This window comes from Herbaspirillum sp. NPDC087042 (assembly GCF_044745245.1).
Lineage (GTDB): Bacteria > Pseudomonadota > Gammaproteobacteria > Burkholderiales > Burkholderiaceae_D > Herbaspirillum.
Map to the genome: position 1 here is coordinate 44,257 of NZ_JBIUZW010000009.1, position 19,750 is coordinate 64,006.

At 63.9% G+C, this 19,750-nt stretch carries 21 protein-coding genes; 10 read left to right on the plus strand and 11 right to left on the minus strand.

Features of this window, described 5'->3' with window-relative positions; genetic code table 11:
* The 4 genes from ACIPHN_RS13645 to ACIPHN_RS13660 all read right to left on the minus strand — a co-directional run bounded on the left by ACIPHN_RS13645 (position 1) and on the right by ACIPHN_RS13660 (position 3,789).
* Positions 1–753, minus strand: coding sequence for an amino acid ABC transporter permease (locus tag ACIPHN_RS13645; protein ID WP_198984744.1), 753 nt, complete (start codon positions 751–753; stop codon positions 1–3).
* Between the two features lie 112 nt (positions 754–865).
* Entirely contained in the window at positions 866–1,645 is a 780-nt protein-coding gene (locus ACIPHN_RS13650) for a basic amino acid ABC transporter substrate-binding protein (protein WP_400436970.1), read from the minus strand.
* A 195-nt stretch (positions 1,646–1,840) separates the two neighbouring features.
* Positions 1,841–2,749, minus strand: a complete 909-nt coding sequence (rocF, locus tag ACIPHN_RS13655; RefSeq protein WP_400436971.1) for an arginase — start codon at positions 2,747–2,749, stop codon at positions 1,841–1,843.
* Positions 2,746–3,789 (minus strand): ornithine cyclodeaminase, encoded by a 1,044-nt coding sequence (locus ACIPHN_RS13660; RefSeq protein ID WP_400436973.1) that lies wholly within the window; start codon positions 3,787–3,789, stop codon positions 2,746–2,748. Before ACIPHN_RS13660 ends, rocF begins: the two co-directional genes overlap by 4 nt.
* Positions 3,790–3,926: 137 nt before the next feature.
* Here ACIPHN_RS13660 and ACIPHN_RS13665 point away from each other — a divergent pair, with 137 nt between their 5' ends.
* Complete coding sequence (locus ACIPHN_RS13665; protein ID WP_198984748.1) at positions 3,927–4,388, plus strand: Lrp/AsnC family transcriptional regulator; 462 nt, start codon at positions 3,927–3,929, stop codon at positions 4,386–4,388.
* A gap of 63 nt (positions 4,389–4,451) precedes the next feature.
* Here the strand turns inward: ACIPHN_RS13665 and ACIPHN_RS13670 are convergent, their stop codons facing one another.
* Complete coding sequence (locus ACIPHN_RS13670) at positions 4,452–6,353, minus strand: potassium transporter Kup (protein ID WP_400436975.1); 1,902 nt, start codon at positions 6,351–6,353, stop codon at positions 4,452–4,454.
* A gap of 443 nt (positions 6,354–6,796) precedes the next feature.
* Between ACIPHN_RS13670 and ACIPHN_RS13675 the strand changes: the two genes are divergently transcribed.
* Genes ACIPHN_RS13675 through ACIPHN_RS13690 form a run of 4 tightly spaced genes read left to right on the plus strand, consistent with a single transcriptional unit; the run spans position 6,797 to position 10,594 of the window.
* Positions 6,797–7,837 (plus strand): ABC transporter substrate-binding protein, encoded by a 1,041-nt coding sequence (locus tag ACIPHN_RS13675; RefSeq protein ID WP_400436977.1) that lies wholly within the window; start codon positions 6,797–6,799, stop codon positions 7,835–7,837.
* Between the two features lies 1 nt (position 7,838).
* Positions 7,839–8,855: an ABC transporter substrate-binding protein gene (locus tag ACIPHN_RS13680; protein ID WP_400436979.1), complete on the plus strand. Its 1,017-nt coding sequence runs from the start codon at positions 7,839–7,841 to the stop codon at positions 8,853–8,855.
* The gene (locus ACIPHN_RS13685; protein ID WP_400436980.1) at positions 8,836–9,705 is read left to right on the plus strand and encodes an ABC transporter ATP-binding protein; all 870 of its coding nucleotides are present in this window, start codon (positions 8,836–8,838) and stop codon (positions 9,703–9,705) included. Before ACIPHN_RS13680 ends, ACIPHN_RS13685 begins: the two co-directional genes overlap by 20 nt.
* 22 nt (positions 9,706–9,727) lie before the next feature.
* Positions 9,728–10,594 (plus strand): ABC transporter permease, encoded by an 867-nt coding sequence (locus tag ACIPHN_RS13690; RefSeq protein WP_400437214.1) that lies wholly within the window; start codon positions 9,728–9,730, stop codon positions 10,592–10,594.
* A gap of 30 nt (positions 10,595–10,624) precedes the next feature.
* Here ACIPHN_RS13690 and ACIPHN_RS13695 read toward each other — a convergent pair whose 3' ends face one another.
* Complete coding sequence (locus ACIPHN_RS13695; RefSeq protein ID WP_400436981.1) at positions 10,625–11,197, minus strand: methylated-DNA--[protein]-cysteine S-methyltransferase; 573 nt, start codon at positions 11,195–11,197, stop codon at positions 10,625–10,627.
* Between the two features lie 143 nt (positions 11,198–11,340).
* Here ACIPHN_RS13695 and ACIPHN_RS13700 point away from each other — a divergent pair, with 143 nt between their 5' ends.
* Together ACIPHN_RS13700 and ACIPHN_RS13705 are read left to right on the plus strand one after the other, a co-directional pair.
* The gene (locus tag ACIPHN_RS13700) at positions 11,341–11,559 is read left to right on the plus strand and encodes a ribbon-helix-helix protein, CopG family (protein WP_400436982.1); all 219 of its coding nucleotides are present in this window, start codon (positions 11,341–11,343) and stop codon (positions 11,557–11,559) included.
* Positions 11,553–11,918 (plus strand): type II toxin-antitoxin system VapC family toxin, encoded by a 366-nt coding sequence (locus ACIPHN_RS13705; protein WP_400436984.1) that lies wholly within the window; start codon positions 11,553–11,555, stop codon positions 11,916–11,918. The genes ACIPHN_RS13700 and ACIPHN_RS13705 overlap by 7 nt, the downstream gene beginning before the upstream one ends.
* Before the next feature lie 141 nt (positions 11,919–12,059).
* Here the strand turns inward: ACIPHN_RS13705 and ACIPHN_RS13710 are convergent, their stop codons facing one another.
* Entirely contained in the window at positions 12,060–12,419 is a 360-nt protein-coding gene (locus ACIPHN_RS13710; protein WP_400436985.1) for a hypothetical protein, read from the minus strand.
* A 352-nt stretch (positions 12,420–12,771) separates the two neighbouring features.
* On the opposite strand from ACIPHN_RS13710, the gene ACIPHN_RS13715 reads away from it, so the two are divergent.
* Positions 12,772–13,977, plus strand: coding sequence for a threonine ammonia-lyase (locus ACIPHN_RS13715; protein ID WP_400436987.1), 1,206 nt, complete (start codon positions 12,772–12,774; stop codon positions 13,975–13,977).
* Positions 13,978–13,990: 13 nt separating this feature from the next.
* Here ACIPHN_RS13715 and ACIPHN_RS13720 read toward each other — a convergent pair whose 3' ends face one another.
* Genes ACIPHN_RS13720 through ACIPHN_RS13730 form a run of 3 tightly spaced genes read right to left on the minus strand, consistent with a single transcriptional unit; the run spans position 13,991 to position 16,355 of the window.
* A complete protein-coding gene (locus tag ACIPHN_RS13720; protein WP_400436989.1) occupies positions 13,991–14,284 on the minus strand; it encodes a DUF6587 family protein in 294 nt (97 codons plus the stop codon).
* Positions 14,281–16,107: a ferrous iron transporter B gene (locus ACIPHN_RS13725; protein ID WP_400436990.1), complete on the minus strand. Its 1,827-nt coding sequence runs from the start codon at positions 16,105–16,107 to the stop codon at positions 14,281–14,283. The genes ACIPHN_RS13720 and ACIPHN_RS13725 overlap by 4 nt, the downstream gene beginning before the upstream one ends.
* Complete coding sequence (locus tag ACIPHN_RS13730) at positions 16,104–16,355, minus strand: ferrous iron transport protein A (protein WP_400436991.1); 252 nt, start codon at positions 16,353–16,355, stop codon at positions 16,104–16,106. Before ACIPHN_RS13730 ends, ACIPHN_RS13725 begins: the two co-directional genes overlap by 4 nt.
* A 484-nt stretch (positions 16,356–16,839) precedes the next feature.
* Here ACIPHN_RS13730 and ACIPHN_RS13735 point away from each other — a divergent pair, with 484 nt between their 5' ends.
* Positions 16,840–17,346, plus strand: a complete 507-nt coding sequence (locus ACIPHN_RS13735; RefSeq protein ID WP_400436992.1) for a hypothetical protein — start codon at positions 16,840–16,842, stop codon at positions 17,344–17,346.
* A gap of 18 nt (positions 17,347–17,364) precedes the next feature.
* Here ACIPHN_RS13735 and ACIPHN_RS13740 read toward each other — a convergent pair whose 3' ends face one another.
* On the minus strand, positions 17,365–18,279 hold the full coding sequence (locus ACIPHN_RS13740; protein ID WP_400436994.1) for a LysR family transcriptional regulator: 915 nt from the start codon (positions 18,277–18,279) through the stop codon (positions 17,365–17,367).
* Positions 18,280–18,429: 150 nt separating this feature from the next.
* On the opposite strand from ACIPHN_RS13740, the gene ACIPHN_RS13745 reads away from it, so the two are divergent.
* Positions 18,430–19,698 carry an MFS transporter gene (locus ACIPHN_RS13745; protein ID WP_400436995.1) on the plus strand — a complete coding sequence of 423 codons (1,269 nt, stop codon included), beginning with the start codon at positions 18,430–18,432 and terminating at the stop codon, positions 19,696–19,698.
* The last annotated feature ends 52 nt before the right edge of the window (positions 19,699–19,750 follow it).

Below are 19,750 nucleotides of genomic sequence, written 5' to 3' on the forward strand. Positions count from 1 at the left end.
TCATCGTGCATCCCCCTTGCCGTAACGGGCTTCCAGATGGCGCACCAGCGCCGACAACAACAGGGTAATGACCCAGTAGATCACCGAGATGGTCAGGTAGGGCTCCCAGTAGCGGGCATAGGCGCCCGACACGGTACGCGCCGCATAGGCCAGCTCGGCCAGGCCGATGGCCGAGGCCAGCGAGGAATCCTTGACGATGGCAATGGCATTGTTGCCCAGCGGCGGCAGCATGCGGCGGAAGGCCTGCGGCAGCACCACCTTGCGCAGGGTCGCCATGTAGGTCATGCCCAGCGAACGCGAGGCTTCGGTCTGGCCACGGTCGATGGACTGGATACCGGCGCGGAAGATCTCCGACACATAGGCACCCGAGTTGAGCGTGATGGCCAGCACGGCCGAGGCGAAGGCGCCATAGTGCGAGCGGATCTCGCGCGCCAGGTCACCCGAGAGGATCAGGCCGCCGCTGGGATTGATCAGCATCGGCATCAACGCGAAGTGGATCAGCAGGATCTGCACGAACAGCGGCGTGCCGCGCAGGAAGCTGACATAGAAACGGATCGGCCACTGCACGCAGTAGCACAGGAAATATTTCCAGAAACCGTGGCGAGCCTCGGCCAGTCGGCCGACGCCCAGCACCAGGCCCCAGCAGGTTCCGGCGATCACGCAGATGATCGCGGCCTTGAGGGTCATCCAGGTGCCTTCGACGAACAGGGGCAAATATTCGCCGATGATTTCCCATTGGAAGAAGGAATTCATGAAGAGGTCCGGGTAAGCAGTGAGGCTGGCGCCCTGCGCGAGTTGTGAGCGGCGGGCGGCAGCCGGGAGGAAGGACGGCGCAATGGCGATGCCAGTGCGCCGGTGACGTCGATTACTTCAGCGGCAGGGTCGGTACTTCACCATCGAACCAGGTCTTGTAGATCTTGGCATAGGTGCCGTCGGCGACGATCTGCTTCAGGCCGGCGTTGATCTTGTCCAGCAGTTCCTTGTTGCCCTTCTTGACGGCGATGCCGAAATACTGGCGCACGAACTTGTTGTCGCCCACCACCTTGAACTGCTTCTCGGGATGGTTCTTGATGTAGAACTTGATGACGCCCACGTCACCCACGGCGGCATCGACGCCACCGCGATACAGTTCTTCCAGCATCAGCACGGTGTTGTCGAAACGGTGGATGGCGGTGCTGGCCTTGCCCAGTTCTTCGGAGACCACGATGTCGCCGGCGGTGGAATTGACCACGGCCACTTGCGACTTCTTCAGGTCGGCCAGCGAGGTGATCTTGGCGTCGCCGCTGGTGATGATGACTTGTTCAGCCGGGAAGTAAGGCAGCGAGAAATCCACCATCTGCGAACGCTTGTCGGTGATGGTGATGCCCGAGACGATGATGTCGCGGTCACCCTGGCCGAGGGTGGCGAAGATGCCTTCCCAGGGCGTGCTCACCAGCTGGATCTTGAAGTTGGATGCCTTGGAGATGGCCTTGATCAGGTCGATGTCGAAGCCCACCAGCTCCTTCTTCGGGGTTTCGAATTCGAAGGGGCGATAGGTGCCACCGGCGCCCACGACGTAGGTCTGGTCAGCGGCCAGCGCGCCGCCGGCGGCACAGGACATGGCCAGCACGCTGGCGGCGACGGTCAGGATTCTCTTGAGCGACATGATGTGATCTTTCTGTAGGCGATGGAGTGGTCGGGCGGCCAGCAAGGCGACTTTTGCCCTCATGCAACCCCGGTTGAGGACCGATTCCTGGCGTGCGGGAAAGCGCATGAGCGCGCGCCCGTCTCGCCCGCCAGTAGCGGAAAACCCTGAATAATCCGGCATTCGCCGGATTCCTTCAACTGCAAATTACAGCTCCTAGCGAATCAGCGTCGATTTGCCGAACAGGCTTTCCACCAGGTCCACCACCAGTTCGGCGGTCTGGTTGCGCACATCACAGGCGGGATTGAGTTCCATCACCTCCAGCGAGGCCAGGCGCCCGGTGTCGGCGATCATTTCCATGCACAGCTGCGCCTCGCGATAGGTGGGTCCGCCCGGCACCGCCGTGCCCACCCCGGGGGCCAGCGCGGAGTCGAGGAAATCCACATCGAAACTCACATGCAAGTGGGTCTGCGGCCCGACCCCCGAGAGCGCCTGCTCCATGGTCAGGCGCATGCCGTGTTCGTCGATGTGACGCATGTCGTAGACGCGCACGCCCAGCTCGCGCAGGTGACGCTTCTCTTCGCGGTCGACGCTGCGAATGCCGATCTGGCAGATCTGCTGCGGCAGCAGGGCCGGCACCTGCCCGCCGATGCCGGCCAGCGCCTGCGGCCCCACGCCCAGCAGGCAGGCCACCGGCATGCCGTGGATGTTGCCGGTGGGCGAGGAGGCATCGGTGTTGGCATCGGCATGGGCATCCAGCCACAGTACGCGCAACTCCTTGCCCTGCTGGCGGCAATGCTGCGCCACTGCGGCAATCGAGCCGATCGCCAGGGCATGGTCACCGCCCATCAGCAAGGGCAGCTCTTCCTGCCGCAAGGCATCGCCCACGGCCGCGAAGACCGTCTGGTTCCATTGCACGACCTGGTCCAGGTGACGCAAACCCTGCACCGGCGGCAATTGCGGATTGGGTGGCCCGGCCAGGTCGCCGCTGTCGCGCACCTCCAGCCCCAGCTGCGCCAGGGCGCGGCCGAGGTCGGCCACGCGCAGCGCCGCCGGGCCCATCGAGGCGCCACGGCGGCTGGCGCCGACATCGGTGGGCGCGCCCATCAATCTGATCTTGTTCATGCGTTTGCCTGTTCCTTCCATGCGCCGGGCGACACCGCCAGGCCGTAGAGATTCTTGGGATCATCGAGCTGCGGGACCAGGTCGATCTCGCGGGTGAAGCGCGCATCGACCTGTTCATCAAGGTAGCGCAGCGCCGAGAAATCCTCCAGCGCGAAACCGACCGAATCGAATACCGTCACCTCGGCGGCATCGCCCCGTCCGCTGGCCTGCCCGGCCAGCACCTGCCACAGCTCGGTGACGGCGAAGTCGGCCGGCATCTGCTGCAGCTCGCCCTCGATGCGCGATTGTGGCTCGAATTCCACCACCACGCGCGCGGCCTCCATGACGCCGCGATGCAATTCGGTCTTGCCCGGGCAATCGCCGCCGACCGCATTGAGGTGCATGCCCGGCGCCAGCATGTCAGGCGTGATGATGACGGCACGGCGCTTGTCGGCCGTCACGGTGGTGACGATGTCAGCCCCCTTGACCGCCGCGGCCACGCTGGCCGCGCGCACCAGCCGCAGGCGCGGATAGCCGCGCAGGTTGCGCACCAGCTTGTCGGTGGCGGCCGGATCGGTATCGAACAGGCGGATTTCCTCGATGCCCAGCAGCGTATGGAAGGCGATGGCCTGGAACTCACCCTGGGCGCCATTGCCGATGAGCGCCATCACGCGGCTGTCAGGCCGCGCCATGTGGCTGGCCGCCAGCACCGAGGTGGCGGCGGTGCGCAAGGCGGTGGTCACGGTCAGTTCGCTCAGCAGGCGTGGATAGCCGTTGTCCACATTGGCCAGCACACCGAAGGCGGTCACCGTCAGCAGACCCTGCGCGGTATTGGCAGGGTGGCCATTGACGTACTTGAAGGAATACAGCTTGCCATCCGAGATCGGCATCAGCTCGATCACCCCCAGGGGCGAATGGCTGGCCACGCGCGCCGTCTTGTCGAACTGCGGCCAGCGCAGGTAGTCGTCACGGATGGTTTGCTTGAGCTGGCCCAGGATGGTGGGCAGGGATTGGCTGGCAATGAAGGCCTGGATGTCGTGGGTGCCGATGTACTTGACCATGATGCGTCGGCCACGCGACTGGCCGCCTCTGCTGTCGTGATGGATGAAATCTTATCCACATTGGCGAGAAATTAGCTTTCGTTTTCGCTCATGATTTGCCATGATCATGAAACTTTATTTCATCAACGGGGAGCATCATGGACAAGATCGACGTCAGGATCCTGGAATTGCTGCAGCAGGACGGCCAGATGAGCAATGTCGACCTGGCCGAGCGCGTCCACCTGTCGCCGCCGCAATGCATGCGGCGCGTGCGCGCGCTGGAGGAACAGGGTGTCATCCGCCGCTATGCCGCCCTGGTGGCGCCCGGTGAAGTGGGCCTGAACGTCACCGCCTTCGTCTCGCTGTCGCTGGACCGGGCGCAGTTCAAGCGGGTGCGCGAGGTCGAGAAGGTGATCAAGGCCTTTCCCGAGATCATCGAGTGCCACACCATCTCGGGCGACTTCGACTACCTGTTGAAGGTGGTCTCGCAAGACCTCAAGAGCCTGTCCCACTTCCTCACCGACCGGCTCATGCAGGTACCGGGCGTGGCCGGGCTGCGCTCGATGATCTGCCTGGAAGAGGTCAAGCCAAGTTCGCCGCTGCCGATCTCGCTGGAATGAAAAAGGGCCGCCTCGATGGCGGCCCCTTGCGCTCAGGCATGCGTGGGCAAGCCCGCAGGACGGTCAGATCTCGACCTTGGTCCCCAGCTCCACCACCCGGTTGGCCGGGATGTGGAAGAAGTCCGAAGGCTTGGCGCCGTTCTGGTACATCCAGGCGAACAGGCGCTCGCGCCACAGCGACATGCCCAGGAGCTTGCTGGGCACCACCGTATCGCGGGCCAGGAAGAAGGACGTATCCATCAGGTCGAAGTGGTGGCCGAACTGCTGCTCGGTCAGGTCCATGACCTTCTGCACTTCCGGCGTTTCCTTGAAGCCGAAGGCCGCGCGCAGCAGGTAGGTATTGCCACCCAGTTCCTTCATGGTCAGGCGCTCGCTGTCGGCCACGTAAGGCACGTCCCAGATGCTGATCTTCAGGAAGAACACGCGCTCATGCAGGATGCGGTTGTGCTTCAGGTTGTGCAGCAGCGCCACCGGCACGGTGTCGATGTTGCCGGTCATGAACACGGCCGTGCCGCCCACGCGATGCGGCGGATGCGCCAGCAGGCCTTCGATGAAGGGTTCCAGCGGGATGCCGTCATCCTTGACACGCATGCGCAGCAGCATGCGACCCGAGTACCAGGTCATCAGCAGGAAGAAGGCCGCGCCACCGATGACCAGCGGGAACCAGCCCCCCTCGGTGAGCTTCAACAGGTTGGCCGCGAAGAAGGCCACATCCACCACCATGAAGCAGCCGGTGGCCACGACCACGGCCGGCATGCGCCACTTCCAGATATGCCGCATCACCACGCCAGCCAGCATGGTGGTGATGACCATGGTGGTGGTCACCGCCACGCCGTAGGCGGCGGCCAGGTTGTCGGATTTCTTGAAGGCCAGCACCACGGCCACCACCAGCAGCAGCAGCATCCAGTTGATCAGGGGAATGTAGATCTGGCCCTGCTCATCCTCGGAGGTATGCAGGATGCGCATGCGCGGCACGAAGCCCAGCAGGATGGCCTGGCTGGTCAGCGAGAAGGCGCCCGAGATCACCGCCTGCGAGGCAATCACGGTCGCCAGCGTCGACAGCACCACCATGGGCAGCACCAGTGGTTCGGGGACCATCAGGTAGAACGGATTCTGGATCGCCTGGGGGTGCGCAATCAGGTTGGCGCCCTGGCCGAAGTAGTTGATCAGCAGCGACGGCATCACCGTGAAGATCCACGCGTAGCGGATCGGCTTGATGCCGAAGTGACCCATGTCGGCATACAGAGCCTCGGCCCCGGTCAGCACCAGCACCACCGAACCCAGCACGATGAAGGCCTGCAGCGAATGCTCGGCCATGAAGCGTGCGGCATAGTAGGGATTGATGGCCACCAGCACTTCCGGCGCCTTGGTGATGTTGTACAGGCCCAGCAAGGCCAGCGACAGGAACCAGACGAACATCACCGGTCCGAAGAAGCGTCCCACCACGCTGGTGCCATGACGCTGGATCAGGAACAGCACCACCACGATCACCAGCGTCAGGGGAATGACCACATGCGCCGTCGATGGCGCGGCGATCTCCAGCCCCTCCACCGCCGAGAGCACCGAGATGGCCGGCGTGATGACCACGTCACCATAGAACATGCAGGCGCCGAACACGCCCAGCATCATCAACAGCTTGGCGCGCGGCGAGCCCGAGGTCGCCGCCCGTAGCGACAGCGCCATCAGCGCCAGCACACCACCTTCGCCGTTGTTGTCGGCGCGCAGCACGAACATCACGTACTTGATGGTCACCACGATGGTGATGGCCCAGAACAGCATGGAAATGATGCCCAGCACTGCCCCGGGAGAAAAGGCGATGCCGTGGTCGGGACTGAAACATTCCTTCAGTGCATACAGCGGACTGGTACCGATGTCGCCGAACACGACGCCCAGCGCGGCCAGGGTAATGAGGTGAAATCGCTGCGAACGTAAGGAAAGATTTGGATTGGTGTGAGATGAACTCATCTGGCTCCCTTTGCTTCTTCAAATTGTCGCCGGCGGGTCTGACATTGACAGCGCATTGGGCCATCGTCAGACGTGGCCGGCCATCCACCCGGGCAGGACGCGTACTTTATCGCACTCTACCTGCGACAGGCTCAAAATGCCTCACGGTGCTGCAAGTCGTTGCGCGCCAGCCTCTTGCACGACGCCGAAAACTTGACAGCGCAATAATGTCCGAGGTTCGGAATTGCACTGCACCAATTTCCCCGTTTCCGGCCAGAATCCCCGCCACGCCTGCTCTGTCGGGCTATACCAGGGCCGCATATGGATATGCGGTAATCGAGTTTTTCTTTCTCTCCTGCCCTTTATATACTCCGAACGAATAAAGAACCGCGTTTTCCCATCATGACGGTTCTAAGCCATCGCCGCCGGTTTCGCCGGCCAGCCATCCACCGACACAGGACATCATGACCACTCCCCTCCCCTCCACGGGACGCCTGCGGCGTCTGTTCAATTTCAGCCTTGCCGGCGGCCTGGCCGTGTCGCTGCTGGGCGCACCGCTGATGGCGCGCGCCGAGGGCCAGCTGCGCATTGCCGAGCAGTTCGGCATCGTCTACCTGCTGCTCAATGTGGCGCAGGACCAGCAACTGATCGAGAAGCATGGCAAGGCGGCCGGTGTCGATATCAAGGTGGAGTGGCTCAAGCTCTCCGGCGGCTCGGCCGTCAACGATGCGCTGCTGTCGGGCTCGGTCGATATCGCCGGCGCCGGCGTGGGGCCGCTGCTGACCATCTGGGACCGCACCCATGGCCGCCAGAACGTGCGCGGCGTGGCCTCTCTGGGCAACTTCCCCTACTACCTGGTGAGCAACAATCCCAAGGTCAGGACGATCGCCGACTTCAGCGACAAGGATCGCATCGCCCTGCCCGCCGTGGGCGTCTCGGTGCAATCGCGCGTGCTGCAGTATGCCTCGGCCAAGCTGTGGGGGGATGCGCAGTACAACAAACTGGACAAGATCAGCATCGCCGTACCGCATCCGGATGCCACCGCTGCCATCATCAGCGGCGGCACCGAGATCACCGGCCACTTCGGCAATCCGCCCTTCCAGGAACAGGAACTGGCGGGCAACCCCAACGCCCATATCGTGCTGAAGTCCTACGACGTACTCGGTGGCCCCTCCTCGGCCACGGTGCTCTACGCCACCGAGAAATTCCGCCGCGACAATCCCAAGACCTACGGCGCCTTCCTCGGCGCCCTCGATGAAGCCGCCAGATACATCACGGCCAATCCCGAGAAGGCGGCCGACATCTATCTCAAGGTCAACAAGGGCAATACCGACCGCAAGCTGCTGCTGCAGATCATCAGGAATCCGGAAGTGCAATTCAAGATCGCGCCGCAGAACACCTACGGCCTGGCCGAGTTCATGCACCGCGTGGGCGCCATCAAGAACAAGCCGGCATCGGTGAAGGATTACTTCTTCGATGACGCACACATCCAGGGAGGCAGCTGAGATGCGCCCGTCATTGCTATCGCGTAAATTGTTTCCGGCCCTGCTGGCCGGCGTGCTCGCCATCGGACTGTCGGCCCAGGCCCATGCCGAGGGCAGCATCCGCATCGCCCAGCAGTTCGGCATCGGCTACCTGATCCTGGACGTGGTGCAGGACCAGAAGCTGATCGAGAAATACGGCAAGCAGGAAGGCATCGATATCAAGGTCGAGTGGACCAGCCTGTCGGGCTCCACCGGCATGAACGAGGCCCTGCTGGCCGGCGCCCTGGACGTGGTCTCGGCCGGCGCGCCACCGGCCCTGGTGCTGTGGGACCGTACCCGCGGTCGCCAGAACGTCAAGGCCATCGCCTCGCTGGGCTCCATGCCCAACTACCTGCTGAGCAACAATCCCGACGTCAAGACCCTCAAGGACTTCAGCGACAAGGACCGCATCGCCGTGCCGGCCGCCGGCGTCGGCTTCCAGTCGCGCACCCTGCAGATCGAGACCGCCAGGCTCTATGGCAAGGCCGACTACAAGCGCTTCGACAGCATCTCGGTGAGCCTCTCGCATCCCGATGCGACGGCGGCCCTGATCGCCGGTGGTTCGGAAATCAACGCGCACTTCTCCAGCCCGCCCTTCCAGTACCAGGCGCTGGAACACAAGAACGTGCACAAGGTGCTGAGCTCCTACGACATCATGGGGGGCCCGGCCAGCTTCAATTTCCTCTACACCACGCAGAAATTCCACGACGACAATCCCAAGACCTATCGCGCCTTCTACAAGGCGCTGGTGGAAGCGGCCGATTTCATCCGCAACAACAAGGCCAAGGCCGCCGATACCTTCATCCGCGTGCAGAAGTCCAAGCTGGCGCCGGCATTCGTGCGGCGCATCGTGGAAGACCCGGAAATCAACTTCACCGTCTCTCCCGAGCGCAGTTACGTCTACGCCGAGAAACTCCACGAACTGGGCGTGCTGAAGAACCGCGCCAGCTCCTGGAAAGACTATTTCTTCGAGGAAGCCTATGCACAACCCGGCAGCTGAAACCGCCAGCGTGAGCGCGGCCGCAGCCCACCTACCGCTGTTGCAGGTGGATCGCGTGAGCCTGCAATACCGCAGTGCCACTGCCGTGGTGCAGGCCACGCATGAGGTCAGTTTCGACGTCCATCCGGCCGACCGCTTCGTGCTGCTGGGCCCCTCGGGCTGTGGCAAGTCCAGCCTGCTGAAATCGGTAGCGGGCTTCCTGCCGCCGGCCGCGGGCGAGATCCGGCTGGACGGCCAGGCGGTGCACCAGCCGGGGCCGGACCGCATCGTGGTGTTCCAGGAGTTCGACCAGTTGCCGCCCTGGAAGACGGTGCTGCAGAACGTGATGTTCCCGCTCTTGGCCTCGCGCACGCTGGGCAAGCGCGAGGCCGCCGAGCGCGCCCGCCACTATCTGGACAAGGTCGGCCTGGCGCGCTTTGCGGATGCCTATCCGCATACGCTGTCGGGCGGCATGAAGGCGCGCGTAGCCATCGCCCGCGCGCTGGCCATGCAACCCAAGATGCTGTTGATGGATGAGCCCTTCGCCGCGCTCGATGCGCTGACCCGCCGCAAGATGCAGGAGGAATTGCTGGCCCTCTGGGAAGAGGTGCGCTTCACCCTGCTCTTCGTGACCCACTCCATCGAGGAAGCGCTGGTGGTCGGCAACCGCATCCTGCTGCTCTCGCCCCATCCGGGTCGGGTGCGCGCCGAGATCAACAGCCACCAGTACGACCTCGGCAGCCTGGGCGGCGCGGGCTTCCAGCAGACCGCGCAACGCATCCACCGCCTGCTGTTCGAGGAAGGCAGTGGCAACCCCACGCCCACTACCGAAGACGCCATCCATTTCGGCGATGTCCGTTTTTCCTATTGAGGATTGAGCAATGAGTCACCCCCTGCCGCAGACGCCGCCGATCCGCGACGAATACGAAATCCCGCTGGCACCCCTGCCCGGCCTGGTGCTGCAACGACAGTTCTCGCTGGCGCAACGCATCTGGCAACAGGGCTGGGTGCGCAAGGGCGCCATCCTGATCCTGCTGGCCCTGGTGTGGGAAATCATCGCCCGATGGCAAGACAATGACCTGCTCCTGCCGACCTTCCTGCAGACGGCCCAGGCCTTTCTCGATGGACTGCGCAGCGGCGAGTTGTTCGGCAAGACCTGGCTGTCGCTGCAGGTGCTCCTGAAAGCCTACGTGCTGGGTATCGTGGCGGCCTTCGTGCTGACCACGCTGGCGGTGTCCACCCAGTTCGGTCGCGACCTGCTGGGTACGCTGACCTCGATGTTCAATCCGCTGCCGGCCATTGCGCTCCTGCCCATTGCGCTGCTGTGGTTCGGCCTGGGCGAAGGCAGCCTGATCTTCGTGCTGGTGCATTCGGTGCTGTGGGCACTGGCGGTCAATACCTATGCGGGCTTCCTGGGGGTATCGGAGACCTTGCGCATGGCCGGTCGCAACTATGGCCTGCGCGGCCTGGGCTTCGTGCTGCAGGTACTGGTGCCGGCAGCCCTGCCCTCGATCCTGGCGGGCCTGCGCATCGGCTGGGCGTTCGCCTGGCGCACGCTGATCGCGGCCGAACTGGTGTTCGGCGCCACCAGCGGCAAGGGCGGCCTGGGCTGGTACATCTTCCAGAACCGCAACGAGCTCTACACCGACAAGGTCTTCGCGGGCCTGGCGATGGTCATCATCATCGGCTTGCTGGTGGAAAACCTGGTCTTCAATACGCTGGAACGGGTGACAGTGAAGAAGTGGGGCATGCAGCGCTGATGCCTGCCGTGCCGCGTGTGATCCGGGCGCTTACAGCAACGACAGCTGGTTGGGATCCTCGCGGCGCCGATGCTGCGCCTTGCGGCGCGGATCGATGACCTGGCCGGCATCGCGGCCCTCGGTGGAAATGCCCTCGATGGCCAGCAGCAGCTTCTTGACGTGCAGGCCACCGGCGAAGCCGGTCAGCTCGCCGCCCGAACCGATGACGCGATGGCAGGGCGCGATGATGGAAATGGGATTGCGGCCATTGGCCGCGCCCACGGCGCGCACGGCTTTTTCGTTGCCGAGCTGGCGCGCGATATCGAGGTAGGTGCGGGTCTGTCCATAGGGAATCTCCAGCAGTGCGGACCAGACCTGGCGCTGGAATTCGGTACCGTCGAAGTGCAGCGGAATATCAAAGCTGTCGCGCTCGCCGGCGAAGTATTCACGCAACTGCTGCTCGGTCTCCAGCAGCACGGTGCGATCCTCGTCCTCGACCATCTCGCCCAGGCGCACGCGGGTCGCGTCATCGTCTTCCCACAGGATCGCCGCCAGATGGTCGCCACGGGCCACCAGTTTCAGCAGACCCGCAGGGGAGGCCATCAGCTTGTACGCATATTCCATTTGCCACTCTTTTCTTGCATCGAAGCGGGTGATTCTACTGCCTCAGCCAGGAAGATGGTCAAGGCTTCCAAAGAAAGTTCGAGGCCGGAAGAGATGCAATGATATATGATATGTATATCATCCATCATCATGGAGCCAGCGCAATGAGCCGCATCCTGATCGACATTCCCGAGGTACAACTGGCGGAGCTGACGCAGCTTGTCGAGCATCAGCAGCGTCCCCGTGCGATGCTCATCCGCGAAGCCATCGCCGCCTACATCCTCCAGCACAAACTGGAGCAGGGGGCCGAGCCATTCGGGCTGTGGAAGAAGAAAAAACCCGATGGGCTGGCTTACCAGAAGGAGCTGCGCGCCGAATGGTAAAGGCACTCTTCGATACCAACATCCTGGTCGACTATCTCAACGGTATTGCCGCCGCCAGGAAGGAACTGGCACGCTACGAAGAGCGCTACATCAGCATCATCACCTGGATGGAGGTCATGGTCGGTACCTCGGAAGAGGATGAAGAGACCATCCGCGCCTGGCTGTCCTCCTTCCACGTCGTCGAGCTGGACACGGCCCTGGCCGAACGTGCTGTCCAGCTGCGCAAGCGCCGCCGCATCCGCTTGCCTGACGCCATCGTCTGGGCCAGTGCGCAAGTCCATTCGCTGCTGCTGGTGTCGCGCAATACCAAGGATTTCCCGGCCGACGACCCCGGGGTGCGGGTTCCCTACAAGGTGTAGAGGCCACGCAAGCCCCGCTCACCATCGACAATGAAACAGGGCGCCGCTCTCCCGCCGGCGCCCTGTGGTTTTTCGTGTCGCTGCCTGTTTTTCTGTCTCGGATTTTCTCGGATTTTCCCGGTTCTTGTCGGTCGTTTCCGGTCAGAGCGTCAATACCGAACGCCCACTCTCGTTGATCGCGTCATAGACCCGGGTGCATACCCGGCACACCAGATGGCTGCGCTTGACATGACGATGCCGCAGCACCAGCTGCAAGGCCACGCCATCGCAATGCGGGCAAGCCTCGCGCATGGGGCCGATCGGTACCACGTCAGCGGCCAGATAACCATTGGGGGTCATGATGCCGTCGATGACTTCGCGCGGATCAAGTTCTACCAGTTTCAACATCAACGGCGAGGTGCGCTGCTCGTAACGGGGACGCGCACGCTCCCCGGTGGTGGGTACTGCAAAGGGCGGTAACGAGGATGGCCTGACATCCGGGTGCCGGGTGGCGATGCTCATTTGTATCTCCTTGATGAGAACGGCTGAGGCTGATCGGACCTGCATGAGGGAGAAGGCCGCAAAACGGCACTTCCGGGTGCCGCATTCCACGTTGGCAAGAGATTCAGGCGGCGGGGCGGCGAGATTTCACTTTAGACGGCAGGCGGGGTGAGTTCAATGGTGATAATCAAAGATTTTTCTATTGTCGATTCTACAATCCCGGCCCATTCCGGCATCAGTCGAAAAGCGCGTGCAGGGCAGCAAAATTTGCATGAATCGACATCCGGAGGCCAGCAATATCGATTTTGCTGCATCTTCTTTCCGGATCTGCATGATCCGCTACAAAACAGTGCATAGGCTCTACAATCGCTGCATGACGACACTCAACGATATCGAAGCAGCTGCACAGCGGCTGCAAGGCCAGATCCTGGAGACGCCCTGCGTGGAATCGCGCACGCTCTCGCAGATCGTCGGCGCCCAGGTCTTCCTCAAGTTCGAGAACCTGCAATTCACCGCCTCCTTCAAGGAGCGCGGCGCCTGCAACAAGATGGCCGATGTGGCCGCCAGCGGCAACGCCACGCGCGGCGTGGTGGCCATGTCGGCCGGCAACCATGCCCAGGGCGTGGCCTATCATGCGCAACGGCTGGGCTTGCCGGCCACCATCGTCATGCCGCGTTTCACGCCGGGTGTGAAGATCGAACGCACGCGCGGCTTCGGCGCCAATGTGGTGCTCTTCGGCGATACGCTCGAAGCCGCCCGCGCCCATGCCTATGAACTGGCCGAGAAGGAAGGGCTGACCTTCGTCCATCCCTACGACGATGAAGCCATCATCGCCGGACAGGGTACGGTCGCGCTGGAAATGCTCAAGGCCGTGCCCGACCTGGATTGCCTGGTGGTCGCCATCGGTGGTGGTGGCCTGCTGGCCGGGATGGCCGTGGCCGCACGCGCCATCAAGCCCGAGATCGAGATCGTGGGGGTGCAGACGCGACGCTTTCCGACCATGGTCAACGCGGTCAAGGGAACCGACCATCCGGTCGGCACCAGCACCATTGCCGAAGGGATTGCCGTGGGCACACCCGGCACGCTCACGCGCGCCATCATCGCGCGCGAAGCCAATGAGTTGCTGCTGGTCGATGAGGGCGATATCGAACAGGCCGTGCTGATGCTGCTGGAGATCGAGAAGACCCTGGTCGAGGGTGCCGGCGCGGCCGGACTGGCGGCGCTGGTGCGCTACCCGGATCGTTTCCGTGGCAAGCGCGTGGGACTGGTGCTGTCAGGCGGCAATATCGATCCGCTGCTGCTGACGGCCATCATCGAGCGCGGCATGGTGCGCGCCGGTCGTCTGGCGCGGGTCAAGGTCAGTTCCCGGGATGTGCCAGGGACGCTGGCCAAGATCACCGGCATCGTCGCCGAGGCCGGCGCCAATATCGATGAGGTGCATCACCAGCGCGCCTTCACGCTGCTGGCAGCACAGAACGTGGATATCGAACTGGTCCTGCAGACGCGTGGCCGTCCGCATCTGGCCCAGGTGCTGCAGGCGCTGCGGGCCGCCGGCTTCGAGGCCGAGGAACTGCACTAGGGCCTGGCACCGCCTAGCGGCGGCGGTGGAACTGGATCTTCTGTTCCAGCGGCGGCAAGGCATCGCCGCCATCGCCACAACCATCACAGGCGCCACCACCACAACCACCGGCCTTGGCCGGCGGCAGCAGGCGTCGGCCCAGGGCCTGCCAGGGTGCGGCGCGACGCCGCAGCAACCACGTTGCCAGGCGTGCCTGCCCGCGCCAGGAGAAGGTCGGCGCCAGCTTGCGCAGCATGAACAGCAGGCTGACCGCGACCAGCGCGCCAATCACCAGGTATTGCCACCACAGTCCGTGCGCGCCACTCATGCCAGCCACCCCGCGATACGATAAGTCAGGAACGATGCAACATAGGCCAGCACGAACATGTAGCTGAAGGACAGCACCACCATGCGCCAGGACTGCGTCTCGCGGCGGATGATGGCCAGCGTGGACATGCACTGCGGCGCAAAGGCGAACCACACCATCAGCGACAGCGCGCTGGCCAGCGAGATATGCGCGGCCAGTGCGCTCTGCAGGGCTGCGCCTTCCTCGCCACCGACCGCATAGACGGTGGCCAGCGTGGCCACCGCGGTTTCGCGGGCGGCGAAAGCGGGGATCAGCGACAGGCTGATCTGCCAGTTGAAGCCCAGCGGCGCGAAGACATACTGCAGGGTATGGCCGATCATGCCGGCGAAGGAATAGTCGATAGCGGCGCGGGTGGCATCGGCCGGCGCGCCAGGGAAGGTGCAGATGGCCCACATCAGCACGGTCAGCGCCAGCATCACGCCGGTCAGGCGCTTGAGGAAGATGGCGCCACGCTCCCACAGGCCCAGCGCGATATCGCGCCAGTGCGGCAGGCGGTAGGAGGGCAATTCCATCAGCAGCGCGCGCTCCTGGCGCGAGCGGCCAATGCGCTTGGCCACCCAGGCCACGAACATGGCTGCGGCAATCCCCGCCACATACAGGCAGAACAGTGCCAGCCCCTGCAGGTTGAATACGCCCAGCACGGCACGATGCGGGATGAATGCGCCGATCAGCAGCGCATACACCGGCAGGCGCGCCGAACAGGTCATCAGCGGCGCCACCAGGATGGTGGCCAGGCGGTCACGCGGATCGGTGATGCTGCGCGTGCCCATGATGCCGGGAATGGCACAGGCAAAGCTGGAGAGCAGGGGGATGAAGGAACGGCCCGACAGGCCCACCGAGACCATCAGCTTGTCCAGCACGAAGGCCGCACGCGGCAGGTAGCCGGATTCTTCCAGCAACAGGATGAAGAAGAACAGCACCAGGATCTGCGGCAGGAAGCCCAGCACCGTCCCCAGCCCCGCCAGCAGGCCATCGGTCACCAGTCCGCGCAGCGGCCCTTCGGGCAGCCATTCGCCGACCACGCCACCAAGCGTGCCGAAACCGTCGGCGATGGCATCGGTCATCGGCTTGCCGATGGCATACACCGCCTGGAACACCAGGAACATGGTCAGCGCCAGCAAGAGCACGCCGAAGACGGGGTGCAGGGCGACGCGGTCGATCGCGTCGTCGCGGCGGTCGGTCGGGGCCGGCATCACCACGGTATCGGCCAGGATGCTACGTACCTCGGCATGCAGGTCGGGCGGCACGGTGGCCACGTCCAGGGCAGCCGGTTCGGCCGTATCGATGGCGCCCACCAGCGCGGTGGCACCACCGCGCTTGACGGCAATGGTCTCGATGACTGGCATGCCCAGGCGCCGCGACAGTGCCGGCACATCGATGCGGATGCCACGGCGGGCCGCCGCATCCATCATGTTCAGCGCCAACACCATGGGACGACCGATGCGCCGCACCTCCAGCACGAAGCGCAAGTGCAGGCGCAGGTTGGTGGCATCGGCCACGCAGACGATCAGGTCGGGCACGGCCTCGCCCGGATAGTGGCCCTGCAGCACCGCCTGGGTCACGCGTTCATCGGGGCTGACCGATTGCAGGCTGTAGGCGCCGGGCAGGTCGACCACGCGCACGGTGCGTCCCGAGGGCGCGGTGAAGCTGCCGGACTTGCGTTCCACGGTCACGCCGGCATAGTTGGCGACCTTCTGGCGCGCGCCGGTCAACTGGTTGAACAGTGCCGTCTTGCCGCAATTGGGATTGCCCACCAGGGCGATATTGAGTGCGCCGCCGCTCATGCCGCCACTCCCTGCGCCACCTGCAGGTTGACCCGCTGGGCTTCGGCGCGGCGCAGCGCAAACCGGGTCGAACCGATCTGGACCACGATGGGGTCGCCGCCCCAGGGCGCGGTCGCCACGATGCGCACCGGCTCGCCCTGCACGAATCCGAGATCGCGCAAGCGCGCCGCGACGGCGTCCGCAGTGTGCTGGTCAGCAACATGATCAACGATGGCGGCAACGCCCTTGGCGAGTTCGGTCAGACGCATGATGTTCTTGTGTGTTCAGAATCGATAAGCATTCTCATTATATTCCTTCACTCTTGCAGATGCCTGACCGCTTCCACCCCTCGCCCTGAGGTGCGACGATTTGACGCAACACCATCGCGCCTCCGAAGAGGGCATGGCAAGATAGATAATGAAAAAAACACAACATGGGTGGCAACAAGCAGGTTTTCTTTTATTATCTGAACAATAAAGTCTGCAAAGCTGTCGTTTCTTCGTCCAACTGGTCAAAAATTTCCATGCGTAAATTTTTGCGGCGCACTATACTTGGCCGAGTTTCCTTACGGAAATTCACGTTTGGTGCTCCAAATATGTCGTTTTCTGCAGCGCTCGGTGAAGCGCAGGAAGCCATGGGGACGCCAGCGTCCGGGAGCCGGCGAGACATCCGCATGGGGGCGGAGTCGTCGGGAAGATCGATTCACGCAGGCGGTTGCGGCCCTTGCATGGCCGTCTCTGCAGCAAGAACAACATGAATCAACATCCAGCAGGCCCAGCCGAATCCGAGATGCCGCAGCAGATGCCGCTGCGTTCACTGCTCAACGAAATCAGTGCATTGACCCTGCACGTCCAGCAACTCAGTCGCATGGCGGGGGAAGCCAGCGCACTGATCGAGCACAGCCAGATGCCGGCGCCGATCGATCCCGAGCCCCTGGCCACGCACACGGCGCAAGAAGCCGACGGAGCGACCCAGCGGGTCGAGCTGGAAGAAGCCATCATCGCCATCTTCGAGGAAGTCTTCGGCCCGCGCACCGACACGCTGGAGCGCCAGATGAGCATGAGCCTCATCGCCGAATACGGTCCGGCCGCCTTCGTGCAGAAGGTACTGTGGGGTGAGGAAATCAGCGACATCGCCCTGACCATAGCCCTGGAACGCATGCTGCCGGCGCTGGAACAGCTGGTGGAAGAATACCCGGCCGCCTTCCTCAGGCAGGCCAACTCGGTGCTGGGCCGCTTCAAGCCGGCCAGCGACCTCTAGTCCCTCAAACCTGGTCCCTCACGCCTGCTCCTTGTCTGCCGGCCCACCGGCGCGCCGCAAGGAGCGCTGCAGATGGGCGGCAAAGCGCGAGGCGGCAATCGACTGGCGGTGATAGGCCAGCGACAGCTGGGCGCGTGGCGCCGGTTCGCGGATCTCGATATAGCGCACCTGGGCCAGCTGCACCTGCTCGATGGCTTCGGGCACGATGGAAATGCCCAGGCCCGAGGCCACCAGGTTGATGGCCGAGGTCAGCTGCGGTGCCAGCTGGATCACTTGCGGATCGAAGCCGGCGGCCTGGCAGGCATTGAAGATGTTGTCGTATAGCGCCGAGCCCTTGCCCCTAGGCACCATGATGAAATTCTCCCCGGCCAGGTCCTGCAAGCGCAGCGACTTGCGGCGCGCCAGCGGGTGCGAGCGCGGCAGCGCCACCTTCAGTTTCTCGGCCGGCAATTCCACCACCCCAAGCTCGGCCGAGGGCGTGGTGACGATGCGCACGAAGGCGGCATCGAGCTGGGAGGCGGCGATATCGGCCAGCAACTGCTCGGTGATGCCTTCGCTGAGCGAAATCTCCAGCTTGCGATGACGTTCGCGGAACTGCTGCAAGGCATTGGCCACCAGCGGATGGAACACCGCCGAGGACGTGAAGCCCATGCGCAACAAACCGACCTCGCCGCTGGCGGCCTGCTGTGCCGCGCGCAGCGCCTGCTCGGCATCATCCACCGCCTTCTGCGCATGCGGCAGGAACACGCGTCCCACCTCGGACAATTCCACGCCATGTGAGGTCCGCAGGAAGAGGGCGCCACCGATCTCTTCTTCCAGCGCCTTGATCTGCATCGACAGCGGCGGCTGGCCGATGCCGACCTTCTCGGCCGCGCGCGTGAAGCTGCGCTGTTCAGCCACGGCCAGGAAGTAACGCAGGTGTCGGAGTTCCATGATGAGGATGTGATATCTGTTCTGTAGATGGACAGGGCCTGTCCCATATATTGGACAATATAGCCGATTTCTTCCAGACTGCATTCCTCTCCAACCAGATGCCAGATGCGACGTGTCCACCGCCCGACACGCCATGGCAAGGAAATCGCCATGCAGTCCCTCTCCGACCCGGCCAATACGACCACCACGGCCCGTCGCTCCGCCGCCACCATCGGTGCCAAGCCAGCCCCCGTCCAGGGTGCCACGCGCGGCTCGGCCGCCTATCAACGCATCGTCCTGGCGCTGTTCTGCTCGGGCTTCGCCACCTTCTCGCTGCTGTATTGCGTGCAGCCGCTGCTGCCGGCCTTCGCCCACGAATTCAATATCGGCGCGGCCAGCGCCTCGCTGGCGCTGTCGGTGTCCACCGGTCTGCTGGCGCTCTCCATCCTGCTGGCCGGCATGGTCTCGGAACGCTATGGCCGCAAGGAACTGATGTTCGCCTCGCTGGCGACCGCCGCCTGCTGCAACCTGCTGGCCGGCGTAGCGCCGACCTGGCACCTGATCCTGGCCGCGCGCGCCCTGGAAGGCCTGGCCCTGGGCGGCGTACCGGCCGTGGCCATGGCTTACCTGGCCGAGGAAATCGATGCCCGTGGCCTGGGTTTTGCCATGGGCCTCTATGTCGGCGGCAATGCCTTCGGCGGCATGATGGGGCGGGTGAGTATGAGCATGATGGCCGAGTCCTATGGCTGGCGCACCGCGATGCTGGTCATCGGTGCGCTGGATCTGGTGCTGGCGGTGGTGTTCGTGATGCTGCTGCCGGGCTCGCGCAACTTCGTGCGCAACGGCACCCTGCGATTGCGCGACCATCTGGCGCTGTGGCAGCGCCACCTCGGCCATGCGCGCCTGCCGCTGACCTTCGGCATCGCCGCGCTGAACATGGGCATCTTCGCCACCTCCTACAACTACGCCGGCTTCCGCCTGATGAGCCCGCCGTTCTCGCTCTCGGCCACCGTCACCGGCCTGATCTTCAGTGCCTACATCTTCGGCATCGTGTCGTCCTCCTGGGCCGGTGCGCTGGCCGACCGCTACGGTCGCGCACCGCTGGTGGCCGCCGGTATCGCCATCTCCTGCGCCGGCCTGTTCCTCACCTGCACGTCGTGGCTGCCCCTGGTGATCACCGGCATCGTGCTGCTGACCATCGGCTTCTTCACCACGCATTCGGCCGCCAGCAGCTGGGTCGGCCGCATGGCCAAAGAGGGCAAGGGCCACGCCGCCTCGCTCTACCTGCTGGCCTATTACCTGGGTGGCAGCATCCTGGGATCGGCCGGTGGCTGGTTCTGGGAACACTCGGGCTGGAATGCCGTGGCCGCCTTCATGCTGCTGCAGGTGGCAACGGCGGCATGGCTGGCGCGTCGGCTGTGGCAGCAGGGCCGCAACTGAAGCACCTGCGCCAACGAACATGACAACGCCGGCATGATGCCGGCGTTGTCAT

Excerpts from the sequence above, each read along its gene's own strand:
- ACIPHN_RS13700 (WP_400436982.1), top strand. The coding sequence starts at position 11,341 with ATGAGCCGCATCCTGATCGACATTCCCGAGGTACAACTGGCGGAGCTG.
- ACIPHN_RS13650 (WP_400436970.1), bottom strand. The coding sequence starts at position 1,645 with ATGTCGCTCAAGAGAATCCTGACCGTCGCCGCCAGCGTGCTGGCCATG.
- ACIPHN_RS13745 (WP_400436995.1), top strand. The coding sequence starts at position 18,430 with ATGCAGTCCCTCTCCGACCCGGCCAATACGACCACCACGGCCCGTCGC.
- ACIPHN_RS13665 (WP_198984748.1), top strand. The coding sequence starts at position 3,927 with ATGGACAAGATCGACGTCAGGATCCTGGAATTGCTGCAGCAGGACGGC.
- ACIPHN_RS13645 (WP_198984744.1), bottom strand. The coding sequence starts at position 753 with ATGAATTCCTTCTTCCAATGGGAAATCATCGGCGAATATTTGCCCCTG.
- ACIPHN_RS13725 (WP_400436990.1), bottom strand. The coding sequence starts at position 16,107 with ATGAGCGGCGGCGCACTCAATATCGCCCTGGTGGGCAATCCCAATTGC.
- ACIPHN_RS13720 (WP_400436989.1), bottom strand. The coding sequence starts at position 14,284 with ATGAGTGGCGCGCACGGACTGTGGTGGCAATACCTGGTGATTGGCGCG.
- ACIPHN_RS13680 (WP_400436979.1), top strand. The coding sequence starts at position 7,839 with ATGCGCCCGTCATTGCTATCGCGTAAATTGTTTCCGGCCCTGCTGGCC.
- ACIPHN_RS13685 (WP_400436980.1), top strand. The coding sequence starts at position 8,836 with ATGCACAACCCGGCAGCTGAAACCGCCAGCGTGAGCGCGGCCGCAGCC.
- ACIPHN_RS13660 (WP_400436973.1), bottom strand. The coding sequence starts at position 3,789 with ATGGTCAAGTACATCGGCACCCACGACATCCAGGCCTTCATTGCCAGC.
- ACIPHN_RS13735 (WP_400436992.1), top strand. The coding sequence starts at position 16,840 with ATGAATCAACATCCAGCAGGCCCAGCCGAATCCGAGATGCCGCAGCAG.
- ACIPHN_RS13675 (WP_400436977.1), top strand. The coding sequence starts at position 6,797 with ATGACCACTCCCCTCCCCTCCACGGGACGCCTGCGGCGTCTGTTCAAT.
- rocF (WP_400436971.1), bottom strand. The coding sequence starts at position 2,749 with ATGAACAAGATCAGATTGATGGGCGCGCCCACCGATGTCGGCGCCAGC.
- ACIPHN_RS13705 (WP_400436984.1), top strand. The coding sequence starts at position 11,553 with ATGGTAAAGGCACTCTTCGATACCAACATCCTGGTCGACTATCTCAAC.
- ACIPHN_RS13740 (WP_400436994.1), bottom strand. The coding sequence starts at position 18,279 with ATGGAACTCCGACACCTGCGTTACTTCCTGGCCGTGGCTGAACAGCGC.
- ACIPHN_RS13695 (WP_400436981.1), bottom strand. The coding sequence starts at position 11,197 with ATGGAATATGCGTACAAGCTGATGGCCTCCCCTGCGGGTCTGCTGAAA.
- ACIPHN_RS13670 (WP_400436975.1), bottom strand. The coding sequence starts at position 6,353 with ATGAGTTCATCTCACACCAATCCAAATCTTTCCTTACGTTCGCAGCGA.
- ACIPHN_RS13730 (WP_400436991.1), bottom strand. The coding sequence starts at position 16,355 with ATGCGTCTGACCGAACTCGCCAAGGGCGTTGCCGCCATCGTTGATCAT.
- ACIPHN_RS13715 (WP_400436987.1), top strand. The coding sequence starts at position 12,772 with ATGACGACACTCAACGATATCGAAGCAGCTGCACAGCGGCTGCAAGGC.
- ACIPHN_RS13710 (WP_400436985.1), bottom strand. The coding sequence starts at position 12,419 with ATGAGCATCGCCACCCGGCACCCGGATGTCAGGCCATCCTCGTTACCG.